This window comes from Acinetobacter parvus DSM 16617 = CIP 108168 (assembly GCF_000368025.1).
In the GTDB taxonomy this organism is placed as follows: domain Bacteria; phylum Pseudomonadota; class Gammaproteobacteria; order Pseudomonadales; family Moraxellaceae; genus Acinetobacter; species Acinetobacter parvus.
On sequence record NZ_KB849212.1, the window covers coordinates 1,371,521 to 1,384,829 of the forward strand.

Annotated in this window: 16 protein-coding genes and 1 pseudogene; 6 read left to right on the plus strand and 11 right to left on the minus strand. The window is 42.2% G+C overall.

Features of this window, described 5'->3' with window-relative positions; all coding sequences use genetic code 11:
• Position 1: 1 nt before the first annotated feature.
• The 4 genes from F988_RS13230 to pyrE form a co-directional block, all read right to left on the minus strand.
• Complete coding sequence (locus tag F988_RS13230) at positions 2-388, minus strand: type II toxin-antitoxin system death-on-curing family toxin (RefSeq protein ID WP_004683557.1); 387 nt, start codon at positions 386-388, stop codon at positions 2-4.
• Entirely contained in the window at positions 385-564 is a 180-nt protein-coding gene (locus F988_RS13235) for a hypothetical protein (protein WP_004679044.1), read from the minus strand. The genes F988_RS13230 and F988_RS13235 overlap by 4 nt, the downstream gene beginning before the upstream one ends.
• 49 nt (positions 565-613) lie before the next feature.
• Positions 614-949, minus strand: coding sequence for a hypothetical protein (locus F988_RS13240; RefSeq protein ID WP_004683559.1), 336 nt, complete (start codon positions 947-949; stop codon positions 614-616).
• A 241-nt stretch (positions 950-1,190) separates the two neighbouring features.
• A complete protein-coding gene (gene pyrE, locus F988_RS13245) occupies positions 1,191-1,841 on the minus strand; it encodes an orotate phosphoribosyltransferase (RefSeq protein WP_004683560.1) in 651 nt (216 codons plus the stop codon).
• 41 nt (positions 1,842-1,882) lie between these two features.
• On the opposite strand from pyrE, the gene F988_RS13250 reads away from it, so the two are divergent.
• Both F988_RS13250 and F988_RS13255 read left to right on the plus strand, forming a co-directional pair.
• A complete protein-coding gene (locus F988_RS13250) occupies positions 1,883-2,707 on the plus strand; it encodes an exodeoxyribonuclease III (RefSeq protein WP_004679050.1) in 825 nt (274 codons plus the stop codon).
• 484 nt (positions 2,708-3,191) lie between these two features.
• A complete protein-coding gene (locus F988_RS13255; RefSeq protein WP_010589237.1) occupies positions 3,192-3,542 on the plus strand; it encodes an arsenate reductase in 351 nt (116 codons plus the stop codon).
• 58 nt (positions 3,543-3,600) lie between these two features.
• On the opposite strand, the gene F988_RS13260 is transcribed toward F988_RS13255, so the two are convergent.
• On the minus strand, positions 3,601-4,038 hold the full coding sequence (locus tag F988_RS13260) for a DUF2147 domain-containing protein (protein WP_004679055.1): 438 nt from the start codon (positions 4,036-4,038) through the stop codon (positions 3,601-3,603).
• Between the two features lie 187 nt (positions 4,039-4,225).
• On the opposite strand from F988_RS13260, the gene F988_RS13265 reads away from it, so the two are divergent.
• Positions 4,226-5,137: an alpha/beta hydrolase gene (locus F988_RS13265; RefSeq protein ID WP_004679056.1), complete on the plus strand. Its 912-nt coding sequence runs from the start codon at positions 4,226-4,228 to the stop codon at positions 5,135-5,137.
• A gap of 273 nt (positions 5,138-5,410) precedes the next feature.
• Positions 5,411-6,598 carry a GGDEF domain-containing protein gene (locus F988_RS13270; protein WP_004683564.1) on the plus strand — a complete coding sequence of 396 codons (1,188 nt, stop codon included), beginning with the start codon at positions 5,411-5,413 and terminating at the stop codon, positions 6,596-6,598.
• A 114-nt stretch (positions 6,599-6,712) separates the two neighbouring features.
• Here the strand turns inward: F988_RS13270 and F988_RS13275 are convergent.
• The 5 genes and pseudogenes from F988_RS13275 to F988_RS13295 all read right to left on the minus strand — a co-directional run.
• Positions 6,713-7,076: pseudogene (locus F988_RS13275) on the minus strand (glutathione S-transferase); the annotation flags it as partial.
• Positions 7,045-8,913 carry a protein-disulfide reductase DsbD gene (gene dsbD, locus F988_RS13280; RefSeq protein ID WP_004683567.1) on the minus strand — a complete coding sequence of 623 codons (1,869 nt, stop codon included), beginning with the start codon at positions 8,911-8,913 and terminating at the stop codon, positions 7,045-7,047. The gene dsbD and the pseudogene F988_RS13275, both read right to left, overlap by 32 nt.
• Before the next feature lie 77 nt (positions 8,914-8,990).
• Positions 8,991-9,758, minus strand: coding sequence for a transporter (locus F988_RS13285; RefSeq protein WP_010589240.1), 768 nt, complete (start codon positions 9,756-9,758; stop codon positions 8,991-8,993).
• 32 nt (positions 9,759-9,790) lie between these two features.
• Positions 9,791-10,336, minus strand: a complete 546-nt coding sequence (locus F988_RS13290) for an ankyrin repeat domain-containing protein (protein WP_004683570.1) — start codon at positions 10,334-10,336, stop codon at positions 9,791-9,793.
• Between the two features lie 140 nt (positions 10,337-10,476).
• Positions 10,477-10,848: an HPF/RaiA family ribosome-associated protein gene (locus F988_RS13295; RefSeq protein WP_004683572.1), complete on the minus strand. Its 372-nt coding sequence runs from the start codon at positions 10,846-10,848 to the stop codon at positions 10,477-10,479.
• A gap of 367 nt (positions 10,849-11,215) precedes the next feature.
• On the opposite strand from F988_RS13295, the gene F988_RS13300 reads away from it, so the two are divergent.
• Both F988_RS13300 and F988_RS13305 read left to right on the plus strand, forming a co-directional pair.
• Positions 11,216-11,941 (plus strand): outer membrane protein OmpK, encoded by a 726-nt coding sequence (locus tag F988_RS13300; RefSeq protein ID WP_004683574.1) that lies wholly within the window; start codon positions 11,216-11,218, stop codon positions 11,939-11,941.
• Positions 11,942-12,032: 91 nt separating this feature from the next.
• Positions 12,033-12,584 carry a GNAT family N-acetyltransferase gene (locus tag F988_RS13305; protein WP_004679067.1) on the plus strand — a complete coding sequence of 184 codons (552 nt, stop codon included), beginning with the start codon at positions 12,033-12,035 and terminating at the stop codon, positions 12,582-12,584.
• Positions 12,585-12,607: 23 nt separating this feature from the next.
• Here F988_RS13305 and urtE read toward each other — a convergent pair whose 3' ends face one another.
• Entirely contained in the window at positions 12,608-13,306 is a 699-nt protein-coding gene (urtE, locus tag F988_RS13310) for an urea ABC transporter ATP-binding subunit UrtE (RefSeq protein WP_004683575.1), read from the minus strand.
• Positions 13,307-13,309 lie beyond the last annotated feature (3 nt).

Consider the following 13,309-nt stretch of genomic DNA (forward strand, 5'->3'; position numbering starts at 1 on the left):
TTTAAATCATTGATAGCTCATATAAGAACTCAGCCACAATTTTGGCTAATAATTCATGTTCTTCTTGTGATTCAACAATATCAACCATCAAATCATCTAAACCAGTTTGTTCTTGAATGGTAACACCTTGAATTTCGAGATAAGTCAGCATTACAGCTAAACCAGTTCGCTTATTGCCATCAACAAAAGCATGACCTTTCGATATAGCTATGCCGAACCATGCTGCGATCTCAAAAATATCGCTTACATCGCTGTAATACATCTGCTGATCTATACGACTTAATACGCTTTCTAGCTTCTCAATATGACAACCTATTCGCCCTACGCCAGTTTGTAATAGGATCTCATCATGTACAGCAATCACGAATGTTGAGCTAATCAAACTCATTTATAAGCAAGCTCTTGAAGTTCAGCTTTATGCTGATTAATAACTCGTTTAGCACTGTGCATCACAACACGTTTTGTTGCTTCATCATTGCTAAATTGAATTGGTAATACTTGACCTGAAACCTTTTGGCGATTTGAAACTTGATCAAGGCTATAGTCTTTTAAGCGTTTTCTCATATTTATAGCTCCATTAATAGAGATGTCTATTTTAGCTCAAATTTTACAATTAGGTGTGATAGTGAGGATCTTTTCTAGGAATAGCTGACTCAGAGTCTATATCAAAGAAATCATAAATCTTAGATGCGGTTTGGGAAGTAAATAATGTCTTATCCATATAGACAATTACTTTATCTTTGTTCATATCGTAAATTACCCGACCTCGTGGAATCTGCTCATATTCATAAGCTCTAAGCTCTGGATATTCACTTTGTACATTTTTCCAATACTCGATATGCGTGTAAGGACTATCAATTAAGCCAATTGAATCAGCATCACCTAAATTAAACACATGAGCTATACCGATGACTTTATTATTCCAATGCCAGAAAATTCCAATTTTCACTATTTTTTCCTTTAATTTTAAGATTTTCTACAATTAACATAATACACCTTATGCGAAATACTCTAAATTTTCATATAAGTATCAATATTTTAGTTAAAGTCGTTCTAGGGTTCGGCGCACTGGAACGGCTTTTACATGATTTTTCACGTTCCACGCTTATTTTTCAATCATTATTTCCAATAATTCGTTAATTAAACTCAACAAAAAAGGAAGCCTCAGCTTCCTTTCCTACACCTAAAACTTAGATGCCATATTTTTCACGATAAGCCTGCATATTTGCTAAAGCTTCTTTCTCACCTTTGGCATCCAGATAATCCATTAAATCTTTCATGGTAATCAATGCATGCACAGGGATTTCCAGTTCTTTTTGTACTTCCTGAATTGCAGAAAGCTCACCTTGACCACGTTCCTGACGATCTAGCGCCACCAAAACCCCTGCAATGGTTGCTCCCGCATTTTTTAAGATGGTCACAACTTCACGAATCGCAGTTCCCGCGGTGATCACATCATCAATGATCCAGACTTTCTGGCCAGCAACCGATGCACCAACCAACACACCACCCTCACCATGATCTTTGGCTTCTTTACGGTTAAAGCCCCAAGGTACACTTTTACCATGCACCTGAGACAACGCCACTGCTGTTGCAGCAACAAACGGAATGCCTTTATAGGCTGGACCAAAAATCACACCGACATTGTCACACTGAACCAGTTTATCCGCATAGCCCTGCGCTAACAGCGACAGTGCCTCACCATCATTCAGTAAACCTGCGTTAAAGAAATAAGGACTGACACGACCTGATTTTAAGGTAAACTCACCAAATTTAAGCACACCACGTGATAATGCGAGTTCGATAAAAGCTTGCGGATGAAATGACACAGGCGTTGTCATATAAGGTGCTCCAGATTCTTTAATTGAGGTTAAACAGACGTATGATACCAAAGGATAGCTATCCAAGTGATGTAAAAATTCTTCGAGTGGTTTCAATTAACGTAAATGGTCTACGTTCATCTGTGACCAAAGGTCTGTTGGAATGGTTGGAACAGTCCGATGCCGATGTGGTGTGTATGCAAGAAAGCCGCATTACCCATGAACAGTGGACCGATAAATTCAAGCCTAAAGGCTGGCATACCCACCTGTTCCCTGCCGAACGTGCGGGCTATGCAGGTACGGCGATTTATAGCCGTTTGCCGTTTATTACGGTGAAAAATGGACTTGGCTTTGAACTTGCTGACTCGCAAGGGCGTTTTATCACGGCTGAATTCGATCTAGGATTGTCACAGCCTGTTCATATTGCCTCGCTATACTTGCCATCAGGTTCAAGTGGCGATGAAGCACAAGCACGTAAAGATTTATTTCTTCAAGAATATGCCCAAATATTAAAACAATGGCGGGATGAGAACAAATCAATCATTGTGTGTGGCGACTACAACATCGTGCATAAGCGCATTGATATTAAAAACTGGTCAGGCAACCAGAAATCTTCAGGCTGCTTACCGCATGAACGGGAATGGCTTGATCATATTTATGATGAACTGGGTTATGTCGATACATTCCGCGAAGTGCGAAAAGAGGCGGAATTGTATTCATGGTGGTCAAATCGTGGGCAGGCACGTGCAAAAAATGTAGGTTGGCGGATTGACTATCAAGCCTGTTCACCTGACTGGAAGATGCGGACTGCAAACGCATGGGTGTATAAAGAACAATGGTTTAGCGACCACGCCCCTGTCATCATCGACTATAAAATACACGAATAAGTGAACACTTGTTCACTTTGACCGCCTCTTTGGCTGACAGATTGTGTCGTTTTTTGTGTATTTTTATTTATCGGCTGTAACGGCATTATAGCACCACGGCACAAGGAAGCGGTCAGGATGACCAAAAAAGGATAGGAAGCCGTAGGAAGACAAAATAAACTTAGTTTAAGTTTATTTGCATGGATGAGACATTGGACGTTGAAATGAGACCCACATGATCAGGAAGATTAAATGCGGGTTTTCTCTTTTTTAATCTTAAATATTTTTCACCCCGTTTGTCTTTAGCTTTTTTCATCAAAAAGCATGATTGATTTGATCATTTTAATTTTGCTCAACACACTACATAAATTTACTTGATAAACAGGGTCTGTTGACCATTTCAAACATGCATTAAGTTATAGGCTAAAAAACTCAACTGGCAAATCACCCTCTTTTTGCGTTAGGCTTTCAGCCATATCTTTTCTTGTTTTCTATGGTTTACAGCATGTTTAAAATTTATGGTATTAAAAACTGCAATTCAATGAAAAAGGCCTTTGATGCCTTAGAGGCAAAGGGTATTGCCTATGAATTTCATGACTACAAAAAACAGGGAATTGATGCGGCAACTTTAGCGCTTTGGCTGAAAGAAATGGGTGCGGATAAGGTGCTGAATAAAAAAGGCACAACTTGGCGCAAGTTATCCGAAGCGGAACAGGCCCATGCCAGCAGCAACGAGCAAGACCTGATTGAGACCCTCATTGCCCAACCAAGCCTGATTAAGCGTCCAGTGCTACAAACTCCACAGGGCTTTATTATTGGCTTTGATGAGGCGACTTACCAGAATCTCTCCGCTTAAACAGAAAAAATAAAAAAACCGAGTCTCAGGACTCGGTTTTTTTCAGTTCAAACTCAAATTAGTTGGCACGAACCCAGGTCTGGTTACGGCCTAGAGCGGCCACACCAATATAGCCACGCAGTTTAAGCTTTTTACCACCCTCGATGATTTCAGCTTTCAACTTATAGGTCTTGCCATTTTTAGGGTCGATAATTGAACCACCATCGTAATTCACACCACCGACATTTTTCAGGCCATGCACAATAGTCACGCCTTTAAGTGATTTGTTGTGATAGGTTCCTTCACATTTAGAGCAGGCATCTTCCTGACCTGGGACTAAATATTTTTGAATAGACGCTGTTAACGAACCATCCTTTTGCTCAGTAAACTTCACAATCGCCTTTGGCTGCTTCGTTTCATCATCGATTGTCTGCCAAACGCTACCGTTTAATGCATCTGCCGCATTGGCAAAAGTTGTTAAACCGAGCAATCCAAATGCTAAAGCAATTTTCTTCATTTTTGTAATATCCTTAAGGGGTCTTTTCAAGACTAAGAGTATTGAGAATTTCTATCAATATTGCAATGCTTGATTATGACTATTGGGTATAGCCTGAGCAACAACAAAACATTGCTGTAATTACAGCGCAAGGCACATGAGTCAAAACTCTCTTAGTTATATACTGAACTAACAATATGGAAAAATTATGAAATTTGGTACTGTTTGGAAATATTATTTTACTGAATCATTACTAAAAGCGACCATTCGTACGCCGAGTCAGTTTAATTTAGCCCCGAATGCTTTGCGACCTTTATTAGACCAACTTTGTCGTCTATTCCCCCAAAATCCCACAGTACAAATTCGACCATTGCGCTTAGCAGGCGTGCGTGGTGAAGAAATCAAGGCACAAGCGTCTGCCACACAACTTATTTTTCATATTCATGGCGGTGCTTTTTTCCTGGGGAGTTTAAGTACGCATCGGGCCCTCATGACTGATATTGCTGCGCGCACGCAAATGCAAGTGGTTCATATGGATTATCCGCTTGCGCCTGAACATCCCTACCCTGAGGCAATTGACGCCATTTTTGATGTCTATCAGGCGCTTCTGGTACAAGGTATCCAACCCAAAGATATTATTATTTCGGGGGATTCTTGTGGTGCCAATCTCGCGTTGGCATTGTGCTTACGATTAAAAGCACAACCTGATCTCATGCCAAGCGGTTTAATTTTAATGTCACCCTATTTAGATCTGACCCTCACCAGTGAATCATTACGCTTTAACCAAAAACATGATGCTCTGCTCTCTATTGAAGCCTTACAAGCAGGAATTAATCATTACTTAAAAGATGGTGTACAAGCGGATGATCCGCGTGTTTCTCCTCTATTTGATGATCTTAAAGGCTTACCGCCAACACTGGTGCAAGTCGGTTCAAAAGAAATTTTACTGGATGATTCAAAACGCTTTAGAGAAAAAGCTGAAAAAGCTGGAGTCAAAGTACACTTTAAACTTTACACAGGCATGTGGCATAATTTCCAGATGTTCAATGCATGGTTCCCTGAAGCAAAACAGGCACTGGCGGATATTGCGGATTTCGCCCATTCGCTTGACCGTGACTAAATCCTTTAAGTTTTATCCAAAAAATGGTCAGCTATGTCTGACCATTGTCACTGTTAATTTAATTTTGTCATCATAAAATAAATCTGATTGAATATTCAGATCATCGCCCCGTTTTCAAAAAATTTTCCCGTTATAATTTGCATTAAAAAGCCTAGAGCTAGACTTTTTTCTCATTCCAAAGATGTTATTGTTATTTTAATTATTATTCTTCAATATTTTGAGGACAACTCTACAGTTTCTACGGAATCTCATTGCATATAAGGATGCATGCCAATGGTCAAGATTCGTTTTAATAGGTCAACTGACACAAAGAGATGGGGCCTCAGGCTTTTTTTGGAACATCAAATTGTAGTCAATTGGACCATACTTAAAAAAAGTATTTTATTACTGATACTTGCTGCTGTTATGAACCTGTTCTGGATCAGCTGGGATATTTTTATCCTCACCCATCCAGCATATTCAGCATGGGTACATTTAAACCTGGTCTGGTCTCAGTTATGGACCAGCCTGATTATGCTTGTGGTTTTAGTGGCCATCATTTTTCCCTGCCACTTTTATAGGGATCGGAAATGGGCAAAGGAGTTTCTTCCCCTCATTACGGTGCAGGTCTTTACCGCAATGCTTTGCCATAACAGCTATCTGGTGGGAAGCTTTAGTCCAGCAACCATGGTGGGTTATGTCAGCGTGGTGGGTGTGGGCTTGATCCTGTTTAACCGTAAAATGATTTACTATGCCCTTGTGCCTGCCACCATTGCCCTGTTGTTCTGCAATTATATGAGCATTATCGGGGCACTCACCTACGCCCCTCTGTTTAAGATGGCGGAAATCAACAAGGTTGCCATGCATCCTTTCTGGGTGGGCAGCATGATGTTCTTCCTTGTTCCGGTTATGCTGGCCTGCCTATTCCTGTTTGAGGTTTTGCTGACCCAGTGGCGCACACGGGAAACCGCCATTCAGCTCCTCAGCCGTCTTGATCCCCTCACCAATGTACTGAACCGACGCAGTATTAGCAGCTCTCTGGAAAAGCTGCATCAGCAGCCAGACCCGTTATATTCAATTGTGCTGCTCGATTTAGACCACTTTAAGAATATTAATGACCAGTTTGGGCACAGCATGGGTGATCAAGTGTTGGTCAATGTTGCAAAATGTTTGGCGAATAATTTACGTGACCGAGATATGATTGGGCGTTTTGGTGGTGAGGAGTTTATTTTGCTACTGCCGAACACCACGACGGCACAGGCACAAAGTGTGGCGGAACGCTGCCGTCTTGCAATCTCCCACCTGAACTTTATCACGGAATATCAGCAGGAATTTTCGGTCAGCGCCAGCTTTGGCATTAGCAGTTCAGTGAGTGCGGATGAACCCCATTTAATCATTAGTCAGGCCGACCAGGCTTTATATGCGGTCAAGGCAGATGGACGGAATCAGGTGAAAATCTTTACTGATCTTGCCATTGATTAAAGGTATTTCCAGCCATTTAGGGGAAATGGCTGGAAATTTTTCATATTATGCAGGTTGGAGTTCTATTCAACTTCGATATATCCCTAGGCTTTATTTATCAATTTTTCCAGATTTTTAGGGTTTTAAATATTCATCACGACTTTTTCGATAAGGCTCATCAAACGCCACAAACATCTGCTCCTGTCTGGCTTCCGCAATCCACTGCTGCACGGATGCCAAAGACAATATCTTTTGCATATAGGCCTGGCTTGACGCCGATAATGGCAGCTTAAAACACTCAAAGCGCATCACCACAGGTGCATAGAATGCATCGGCAAGGCTAAACTCACCACATAAAAAGCTGTCCTCAGCTGGACGTTCAGACCAGATTTGCTCAATCCGTGCCACATATTCACAGATGGCCAGACTGTCCCAAACCACCAGTTCCTCATCCAACAGCACTAACCTTAGCTGTTGGGTTCAGCTTTAAAATTTCTGTCTAATGTCGTGAGTTGTTGTAATAATTCGTTCTTTTTAAATGCGCCTGTCAAACGGAGCGGACGGATTTCCTGTTGTTGAAAGTTCAGGAATAGATAGGTCGGTGGGCCTAAAATATCCCATTGATTGAGCAGTGCCTGATGTGAGGCATCATAATGGCTTAAATCCAGTTTAATCAAATAGTAAGGAGCTAAAGCCTGTTGCACCTCAGCATCCTTTAAGATGCGATGTTCAATCGGCTGACAAGCCACACACCAGTCTGCATATACATCAATCACAACGGCCTGATCTTTTGGTGCGTTAGCTAGAATCTGCTCAAACTCAACAGCGGTTGTTGCGACATGCCACTCTGCTAATTTATCTGCCTGAACTGCGCTTAAATTTTGAATATGTTGATATTGGTTAAAAGCTAAAAACGGAACTGAGATCATCAGCAACAATGCATATAACCACTGTAATTGTCCTTTCTTCACAAATAGACGATATATCGCGAAACCAATAAATGCCATGCCCAATATAAGACTAAGTATTTGAATCGCTAATTCAGGCAACAACGGACGGATAAAATAAATACTTAAAGCCAACATCAAAAAGGCAAAAATCACCTTAATCTGGTGCATCCACTCACCCGCTTTCGGCAAGGCTTTCGCCCCCAACACGCTGGCAAGCAACAGTGGAATCCCCATGCCAAAACCCAGCGTAAACAGCAATAATGCGCCCTGCCACTGGTTTTGGGTCTGGGAAATAAACAGGAGTGTGCCTGCCAAGGGTGCGGTCATACACGGCCCAACCAGCAAGGCGGAGATCATGCCCATGACACTGGCACCAATCAGGGTTCCACCCTGCTGTACCGACTGCATACGATCCAGCCGATTAAGCAGTTTTTGCGGTAGCTTGATCTCAAACAGGCCAAACAGGTTTAAGGCGAACAGTACAAACAACAGGCTGAAAGCAACCAGTGTGGCAGGCTGCTGCAACCAGCGCTGGAAGTTCAGTCCAGCCGCCGAGGCGATCAGGCCAAGTACCGCATAGACCATCGCCATACTCAGCACAAAGGTCAGTGCAATTGTCCATGCCTTGACCCCTTTATGTTCACGAACAATCAATGAAGTCAAAATCGGCAGCATCGGCAACGAACATGGCGTAAACGCCAGTAAAATACCTAAACCGAGAAACAACAACAGGCTGTAGGCAAGGGAATGTTGTTCCAGCGTGCTTGACCATTTCTGATCTTGCGCCATACCAGTTGAATTGTTGGAAGATATAGAAACGGTAGCGTCTGATGTTTCCGCCCTGTCATTTGCGGCTGTCTGGGCATTTAAGGCATTGGCGGAACGAGCGACATCCAGAAAGCGTTTTTGTGAGTTTAAACCTGTATTTTCCATGCTGACCAAGCCATCGGCATCGGTCTGGAACTCAATGTTTTGCGGTGGATAGCAGATACGGTCTTTGGCACAGCCTTGCCAGCTCACCCGATAATGTTGTGATGCCTGCGTGGCAATACTGAATTCAACCTGCTGGTAATACACCTGGGTATGACCAAAATTTTCATCATACTGGTCAACCGCCTTGGGTAAATTCAAGGCGACCGCTTTATTGCCCTGCTGAACCTCAAATTTGTGTTGATACAAATAATAGTTGGGCTGAATGGTCCAGTGCAGGCGTGCCTCATTGTTTTTGGTTGATTCAACCGAAAAAGTAAAAGCCTGTTCTGAGCTAAGCAATGGCGCTAAAACATTATCCTGGGCATGGATGAGTGTCCCACATAACAACAGTAAACTGCCAAGAAAATAACGGATCAGCTGAAAACTGTAGCCGCCCTGAACACACTTTTTCATTATGTTTTCTCTGCTTTCTCTCCAGCACTCCCTATGCGCAACAGGAATTCAAGGGAGGAACATGGAGAGAGGTTTGATTAGAATAGGACCGAAACGCCAAAACCACCGTTATAGCTTTTGCCACTGCCATTTAAATCGACACCAACACTGGCATCCACTTGAGCACGGTCATTGATGGCATAAACCAGACCCGTACCTAAACCATATTCATAGTCCTGACTTTCCGCCTTACGGTAGATAAACTCTGAGAAACCAGACAATTTACCTGCAATTTTATAGTCAATGGTCGGAACGGCGGTGACTGCCCAATCACTGTTCTGCGCCTCATAACGCATGGTAATGGATGTACCAACCAAGTCACTTAACTCATACGCCACTGCCGAAGTCAGGCTATAGATATCGTCATGTGCAGTGAACTCGTCATTGCCCGTTGCAATAACCGCCTCAGCCAGCAACGCCATGCTTAAACGGTCATCCTTTAGGTCAATCGCCTTTTTCAAGCCAATGCTGACATCACCCAAACCATGAGTTTCCTTTTTCATGCCCGCATATTTGTTTTGCTGCCAGACAGGTCCCTGCCAGCCTAACTGGAGTTCAAGGCCATCGGTTAAACCTGTACGCAACAGCATGTCAGCATTGAGTGTTAGGGTTTTGTCTTTTGCCCCAGCGACATTGTCCTGCTGATAGCTGACAGAAGGCAATCCCTGCTCCCAAGCCAGATGACCCACTGGTGTAATCCCCGTGCCCATGCCAGCTCCATGGCGGTCAAAAGAAAAATCCGCCGCAAAAGCTGTGCTGACCATCATTGAGGCTGCAATAAAGCCCAATGTTTGAAGTGTTTTCATCATTCTCCCCTTTTTCATTCTACTGGCTAGGCTTATGCCGTTAACTCTTTTGACATTTTTGCGCCATGGCGACGTAGCAATTCTAGTGTTTCACGCTCTTCCTGCAAGGACTCCGACCAGTCAATTTCATCAAAATCGCAGTCAAAGAATAACTGGCTAATGGATGACAAAATGGTGAGACCCTCTTCATCGCGAGTATTTGGATCCACCTTTTCATCCAGTAGACGCTGTACCATAGGCACACAGGCCGAGCTTGCCGCATCCCAAAGTGGTCCATAAAATTCCTCGGCATCCCATAAATGAAGATTGGCTTTCGCTTGAATTAATGCTTCTAAAATGTCTTGATAAACTTGTAATTGTTGTTGTTTGTCTGCTTCAGTCAATGGCTGACCTGCTTCATAAGCTTCACAGACATTCTCCCACCAGACAAATAAGCCATCACATAAAATAGAGACTGGGAAACCATGTTCTGGATCAATAAAGTTCGGGTCGAGTCCTTCAGCAAGTAAAGATTGCACTTGGGCTAAATCGAGTTGTTGTATGGCTTGCACCAAGGCCTGATGCTGATTGCTTAACATGACCAATTCTCACAATATATTTAATGTTTCTATTATGCCGAATATCCCAACAGGTTTTTATAAAACAGCCCAAAAATCATGTATAAATTTGATACACACATAAAAAAAGCCCACTTTGGGCTTTTTTTATGCATATCTACCTATGCTTCTTTCAGGTCTACGTCATCATCGACATCAATATATTTTGGCAAGCCACCACGATGATGTTCTTTTTTCTCATATAAATGTTCCAAACTGCGTTTTAGTTTATCAATCGCACCGTGGATGGAGGCATCAACATTTGCCGCCTTGTTTGTCACAGCAACAGGTTTCAGGCCTGCTGGACGAGCCTCGATCGTACAACGTTTGTCATCATCGCCCTTTTTTTCCCCATTTTCATCACTAATATAAACCAAAAAATGTGTAATACGTTCGCTATAGCGTTGGAATGCTTGCATAAGTTCTGCACGGACATAACTAATTAAACGTTCGCCACCTTGAATGTTCTTATCTGTACGGACTTCAATATTCATAAATATCTTCCTCTCTTTTCTGTGAGACGGTTCTACTAAACTTTTTTATTTAGCACGCTTTGAGCATGCATTCATTCAGTGCAGTTGTATATTTTGATTATGTAAATGCTTGTGGTCTCCTTGCTTCACATCTGTTGCTTTTCAGTAGTTAAGAAAATCTTGTATAACTCCAATATCTGTCTTTCATCACAAATATGCAAGCTGATTTTTGACATTTTTATTAAAACTTGATCAAAAAGCAGCCTAATACCATCTCATTCCTGATTTGCCGTTCCATACAAATTTTTTGAGTAGTTGGTCAAATTTGGCTTTATTTTTGCTTAATTCCTTGTATGCTTGACACGCCATTTTGGGGGGGATTTTTTAAATGCAATTGAAGCAACTTGCAGCGACTTGTTTATTGGTATCTACAGCAGCTTTCGTTCAGGCAAAGCCTATTTGGCAAGATTTTAGCCTCACTGGTTTATACGGCGAAAACTACGAAGTTGTCGATGAAAAGCAAACGACTTTAACCATTGAATACGCGGCAAAAGTAAAATATGCCGATGTATTTTTCTTTATGGATCGCATGCGTGGTGGCGACGATCATAAAAGCACCTATTTCGAACTCTCTCCACGTTTAAGCCTAGGTGAGATTTCTGGTCAGAAGCTTGCTTTCGGCCCAGTAAAGGATGTGTTGGTTTCAACAACATGGGAAAGCAATAATGATGACTTTTCTAGTTTTGATAACTTCTTATACGGCGTAGGTTTCGATCTTGCAATTCCTTATTTCCAATATGCGAATGTCAATTTCTACCGTGCCAGCAATGAAAACACTGCTGATGACTATCAAATGACCATTGCCTACGCATTGCCATTTAAACTGTCAAATGAGGATTTTCTGGTGGATGGCTTTCTTGACTGGTCTACAGGTGAGAAAGATCATGCCAGCGAGCTGAACTGGACCACCCAATACAAGTGGAATGTCGGTAAGCATATTTCACCAGAAACACGCCTGTATCTAGGTATTGAACATTCGGTTTGGAATAACAAGTTTGGTATTAAAGGTAGTGACGAAAACAATGTCAGTGCGTTAGTGAAATATCATTTCTAAACAGTCAGTCAATTGAAAAACAGCAAGCTTAGTCTTGCTGTTTTTTTCAATCACGCATATTCAGAAGATGTGAACTTTCTTTTATTTTCTCATGTCATTCGTTCTTAAGCTCGCAGCACACAACTTGAATCCCCGTTATCAGATTCGTTTTGCCACAATGGATGATTTAGCACAGATTCTCGCTATTTATAATCATGAAATCCTCACAGGGACAGCCAACTGGAATGATCATGCCGTTGCTTTAGAACAATATCAACAACGTTTTCAAGACATGCAACAGCGGCAATTTCCAATGATTGTGGTTGAAGATCAACTCAATAACAAAGTTGCTGGTTATGCCTATTACTCAGCTTTTCGGGCGATTAGCGGTTATCGTCAAAGTATCGAACATTCTGTTTTTGTTGATCCAAGTTATGCACGTCAAGGTCTAGGCAAAGCCTTGATGCAACAACTGATCCATCTCGCGATACAACAAAACATGCATATCATGGTGGCTGCGATTGATAGTGAAAATACAGGTTCTATTGTGCTACATGAACAGCTTGGTTTTGTACAAACAGGTTATATGCCACAGGTTGGACAAAAATTTGGGCAATGGCGTGACTTGGTGTGGATGCAGCTACAACTTTCAACCACTCAATAAAAAAGCCTCTTACGAGGCTTTTATTAAATCGCCACCAACTCCCTTATCCCCTTTTCAGGCATTTCTACCCCTTGCCCATGTGCAATCACCTGACCACGCGCCATCACGGTATAGTTATCCGCAAGCTCTTCAGCAAAATCATAAAACTGTTCCACCAAGACAATCGCCATTTCACCCTGATCCCCCAGTTTACGAATCACACGGCCAATATCTTTAATAATCGAGGGTTGAATCCCCTCAGTTGGCTCATCCAAAATCAAAACACTGGGCTCAGAAGCCAACGCTCGCGCAATCGCAAGCTGCTGTTGCTGACCACCTGATAAATCTCCACCACGGCGGTGTTTCATTTCATCCAAAACAGGAAAAATTTCGTAGAGATGGCTCGGTACTTTTCGGGTTTTTGCACCTGAAAATTTCGCCATGCCAATTAAAATATTTTCCTCTACCGTCAAAGTTGAAAAAATATCTCGTCCTTGCGGTACATAGGCCAATCCTGCATGTACTCGTTGCTCAGGGGACATTTTGGCAATATCTTTGTCATCTAGCAAAATCTGTCCTGATTTAATCGGGAGAATCCCCATCAAGCATTTCAGCAACGTGGTTTTACCAACGCCATTCCGTCCTAGAATCACACTGCATTCACCTACAGGCGCTTGAAATGACACATCACGAAGAATATGACTACCACCATAAAACTGGTTAATTTCTTTCACTTCTAACATGGC

What these genes read in the sequence shown, in the direction of transcription:
- F988_RS13230 (WP_004683557.1), bottom strand. Translation starts at nt 388, where the DNA reads ATGAGTTTGATTAGCTCAACATTCGTGATTGCTGTACATGATGAGATC.
- F988_RS13235 (WP_004679044.1), bottom strand. Translation starts at nt 564, where the DNA reads ATGAGAAAACGCTTAAAAGACTATAGCCTTGATCAAGTTTCAAATCGC.
- pyrE (WP_004683560.1), bottom strand. Translation starts at nt 1,841, where the DNA reads ATGACAACGCCTGTGTCATTTCATCCGCAAGCTTTTATCGAACTCGCA.
- F988_RS13250 (WP_004679050.1), top strand. Translation starts at nt 1,883, where the DNA reads ATGATACCAAAGGATAGCTATCCAAGTGATGTAAAAATTCTTCGAGTG.
- F988_RS13255 (WP_010589237.1), top strand. Translation starts at nt 3,192, where the DNA reads ATGTTTAAAATTTATGGTATTAAAAACTGCAATTCAATGAAAAAGGCC.
- F988_RS13260 (WP_004679055.1), bottom strand. Translation starts at nt 4,038, where the DNA reads ATGAAGAAAATTGCTTTAGCATTTGGATTGCTCGGTTTAACAACTTTT.
- F988_RS13265 (WP_004679056.1), top strand. Translation starts at nt 4,226, where the DNA reads ATGAAATTTGGTACTGTTTGGAAATATTATTTTACTGAATCATTACTA.
- F988_RS13270 (WP_004683564.1), top strand. Translation starts at nt 5,411, where the DNA reads ATGGTCAAGATTCGTTTTAATAGGTCAACTGACACAAAGAGATGGGGC.
- dsbD (WP_004683567.1), bottom strand. Translation starts at nt 8,913, where the DNA reads ATGAAAAAGTGTGTTCAGGGCGGCTACAGTTTTCAGCTGATCCGTTAT.
- F988_RS13285 (WP_010589240.1), bottom strand. Translation starts at nt 9,758, where the DNA reads ATGAAAACACTTCAAACATTGGGCTTTATTGCAGCCTCAATGATGGTC.
- F988_RS13290 (WP_004683570.1), bottom strand. Translation starts at nt 10,336, where the DNA reads ATGTTAAGCAATCAGCATCAGGCCTTGGTGCAAGCCATACAACAACTC.
- F988_RS13295 (WP_004683572.1), bottom strand. Translation starts at nt 10,848, where the DNA reads ATGAATATTGAAGTCCGTACAGATAAGAACATTCAAGGTGGCGAACGT.
- F988_RS13300 (WP_004683574.1), top strand. Translation starts at nt 11,216, where the DNA reads ATGCAATTGAAGCAACTTGCAGCGACTTGTTTATTGGTATCTACAGCA.
- F988_RS13305 (WP_004679067.1), top strand. Translation starts at nt 12,033, where the DNA reads ATGTCATTCGTTCTTAAGCTCGCAGCACACAACTTGAATCCCCGTTAT.
- urtE (WP_004683575.1), bottom strand. Translation starts at nt 13,306, where the DNA reads ATGTTAGAAGTGAAAGAAATTAACCAGTTTTATGGTGGTAGTCATATT.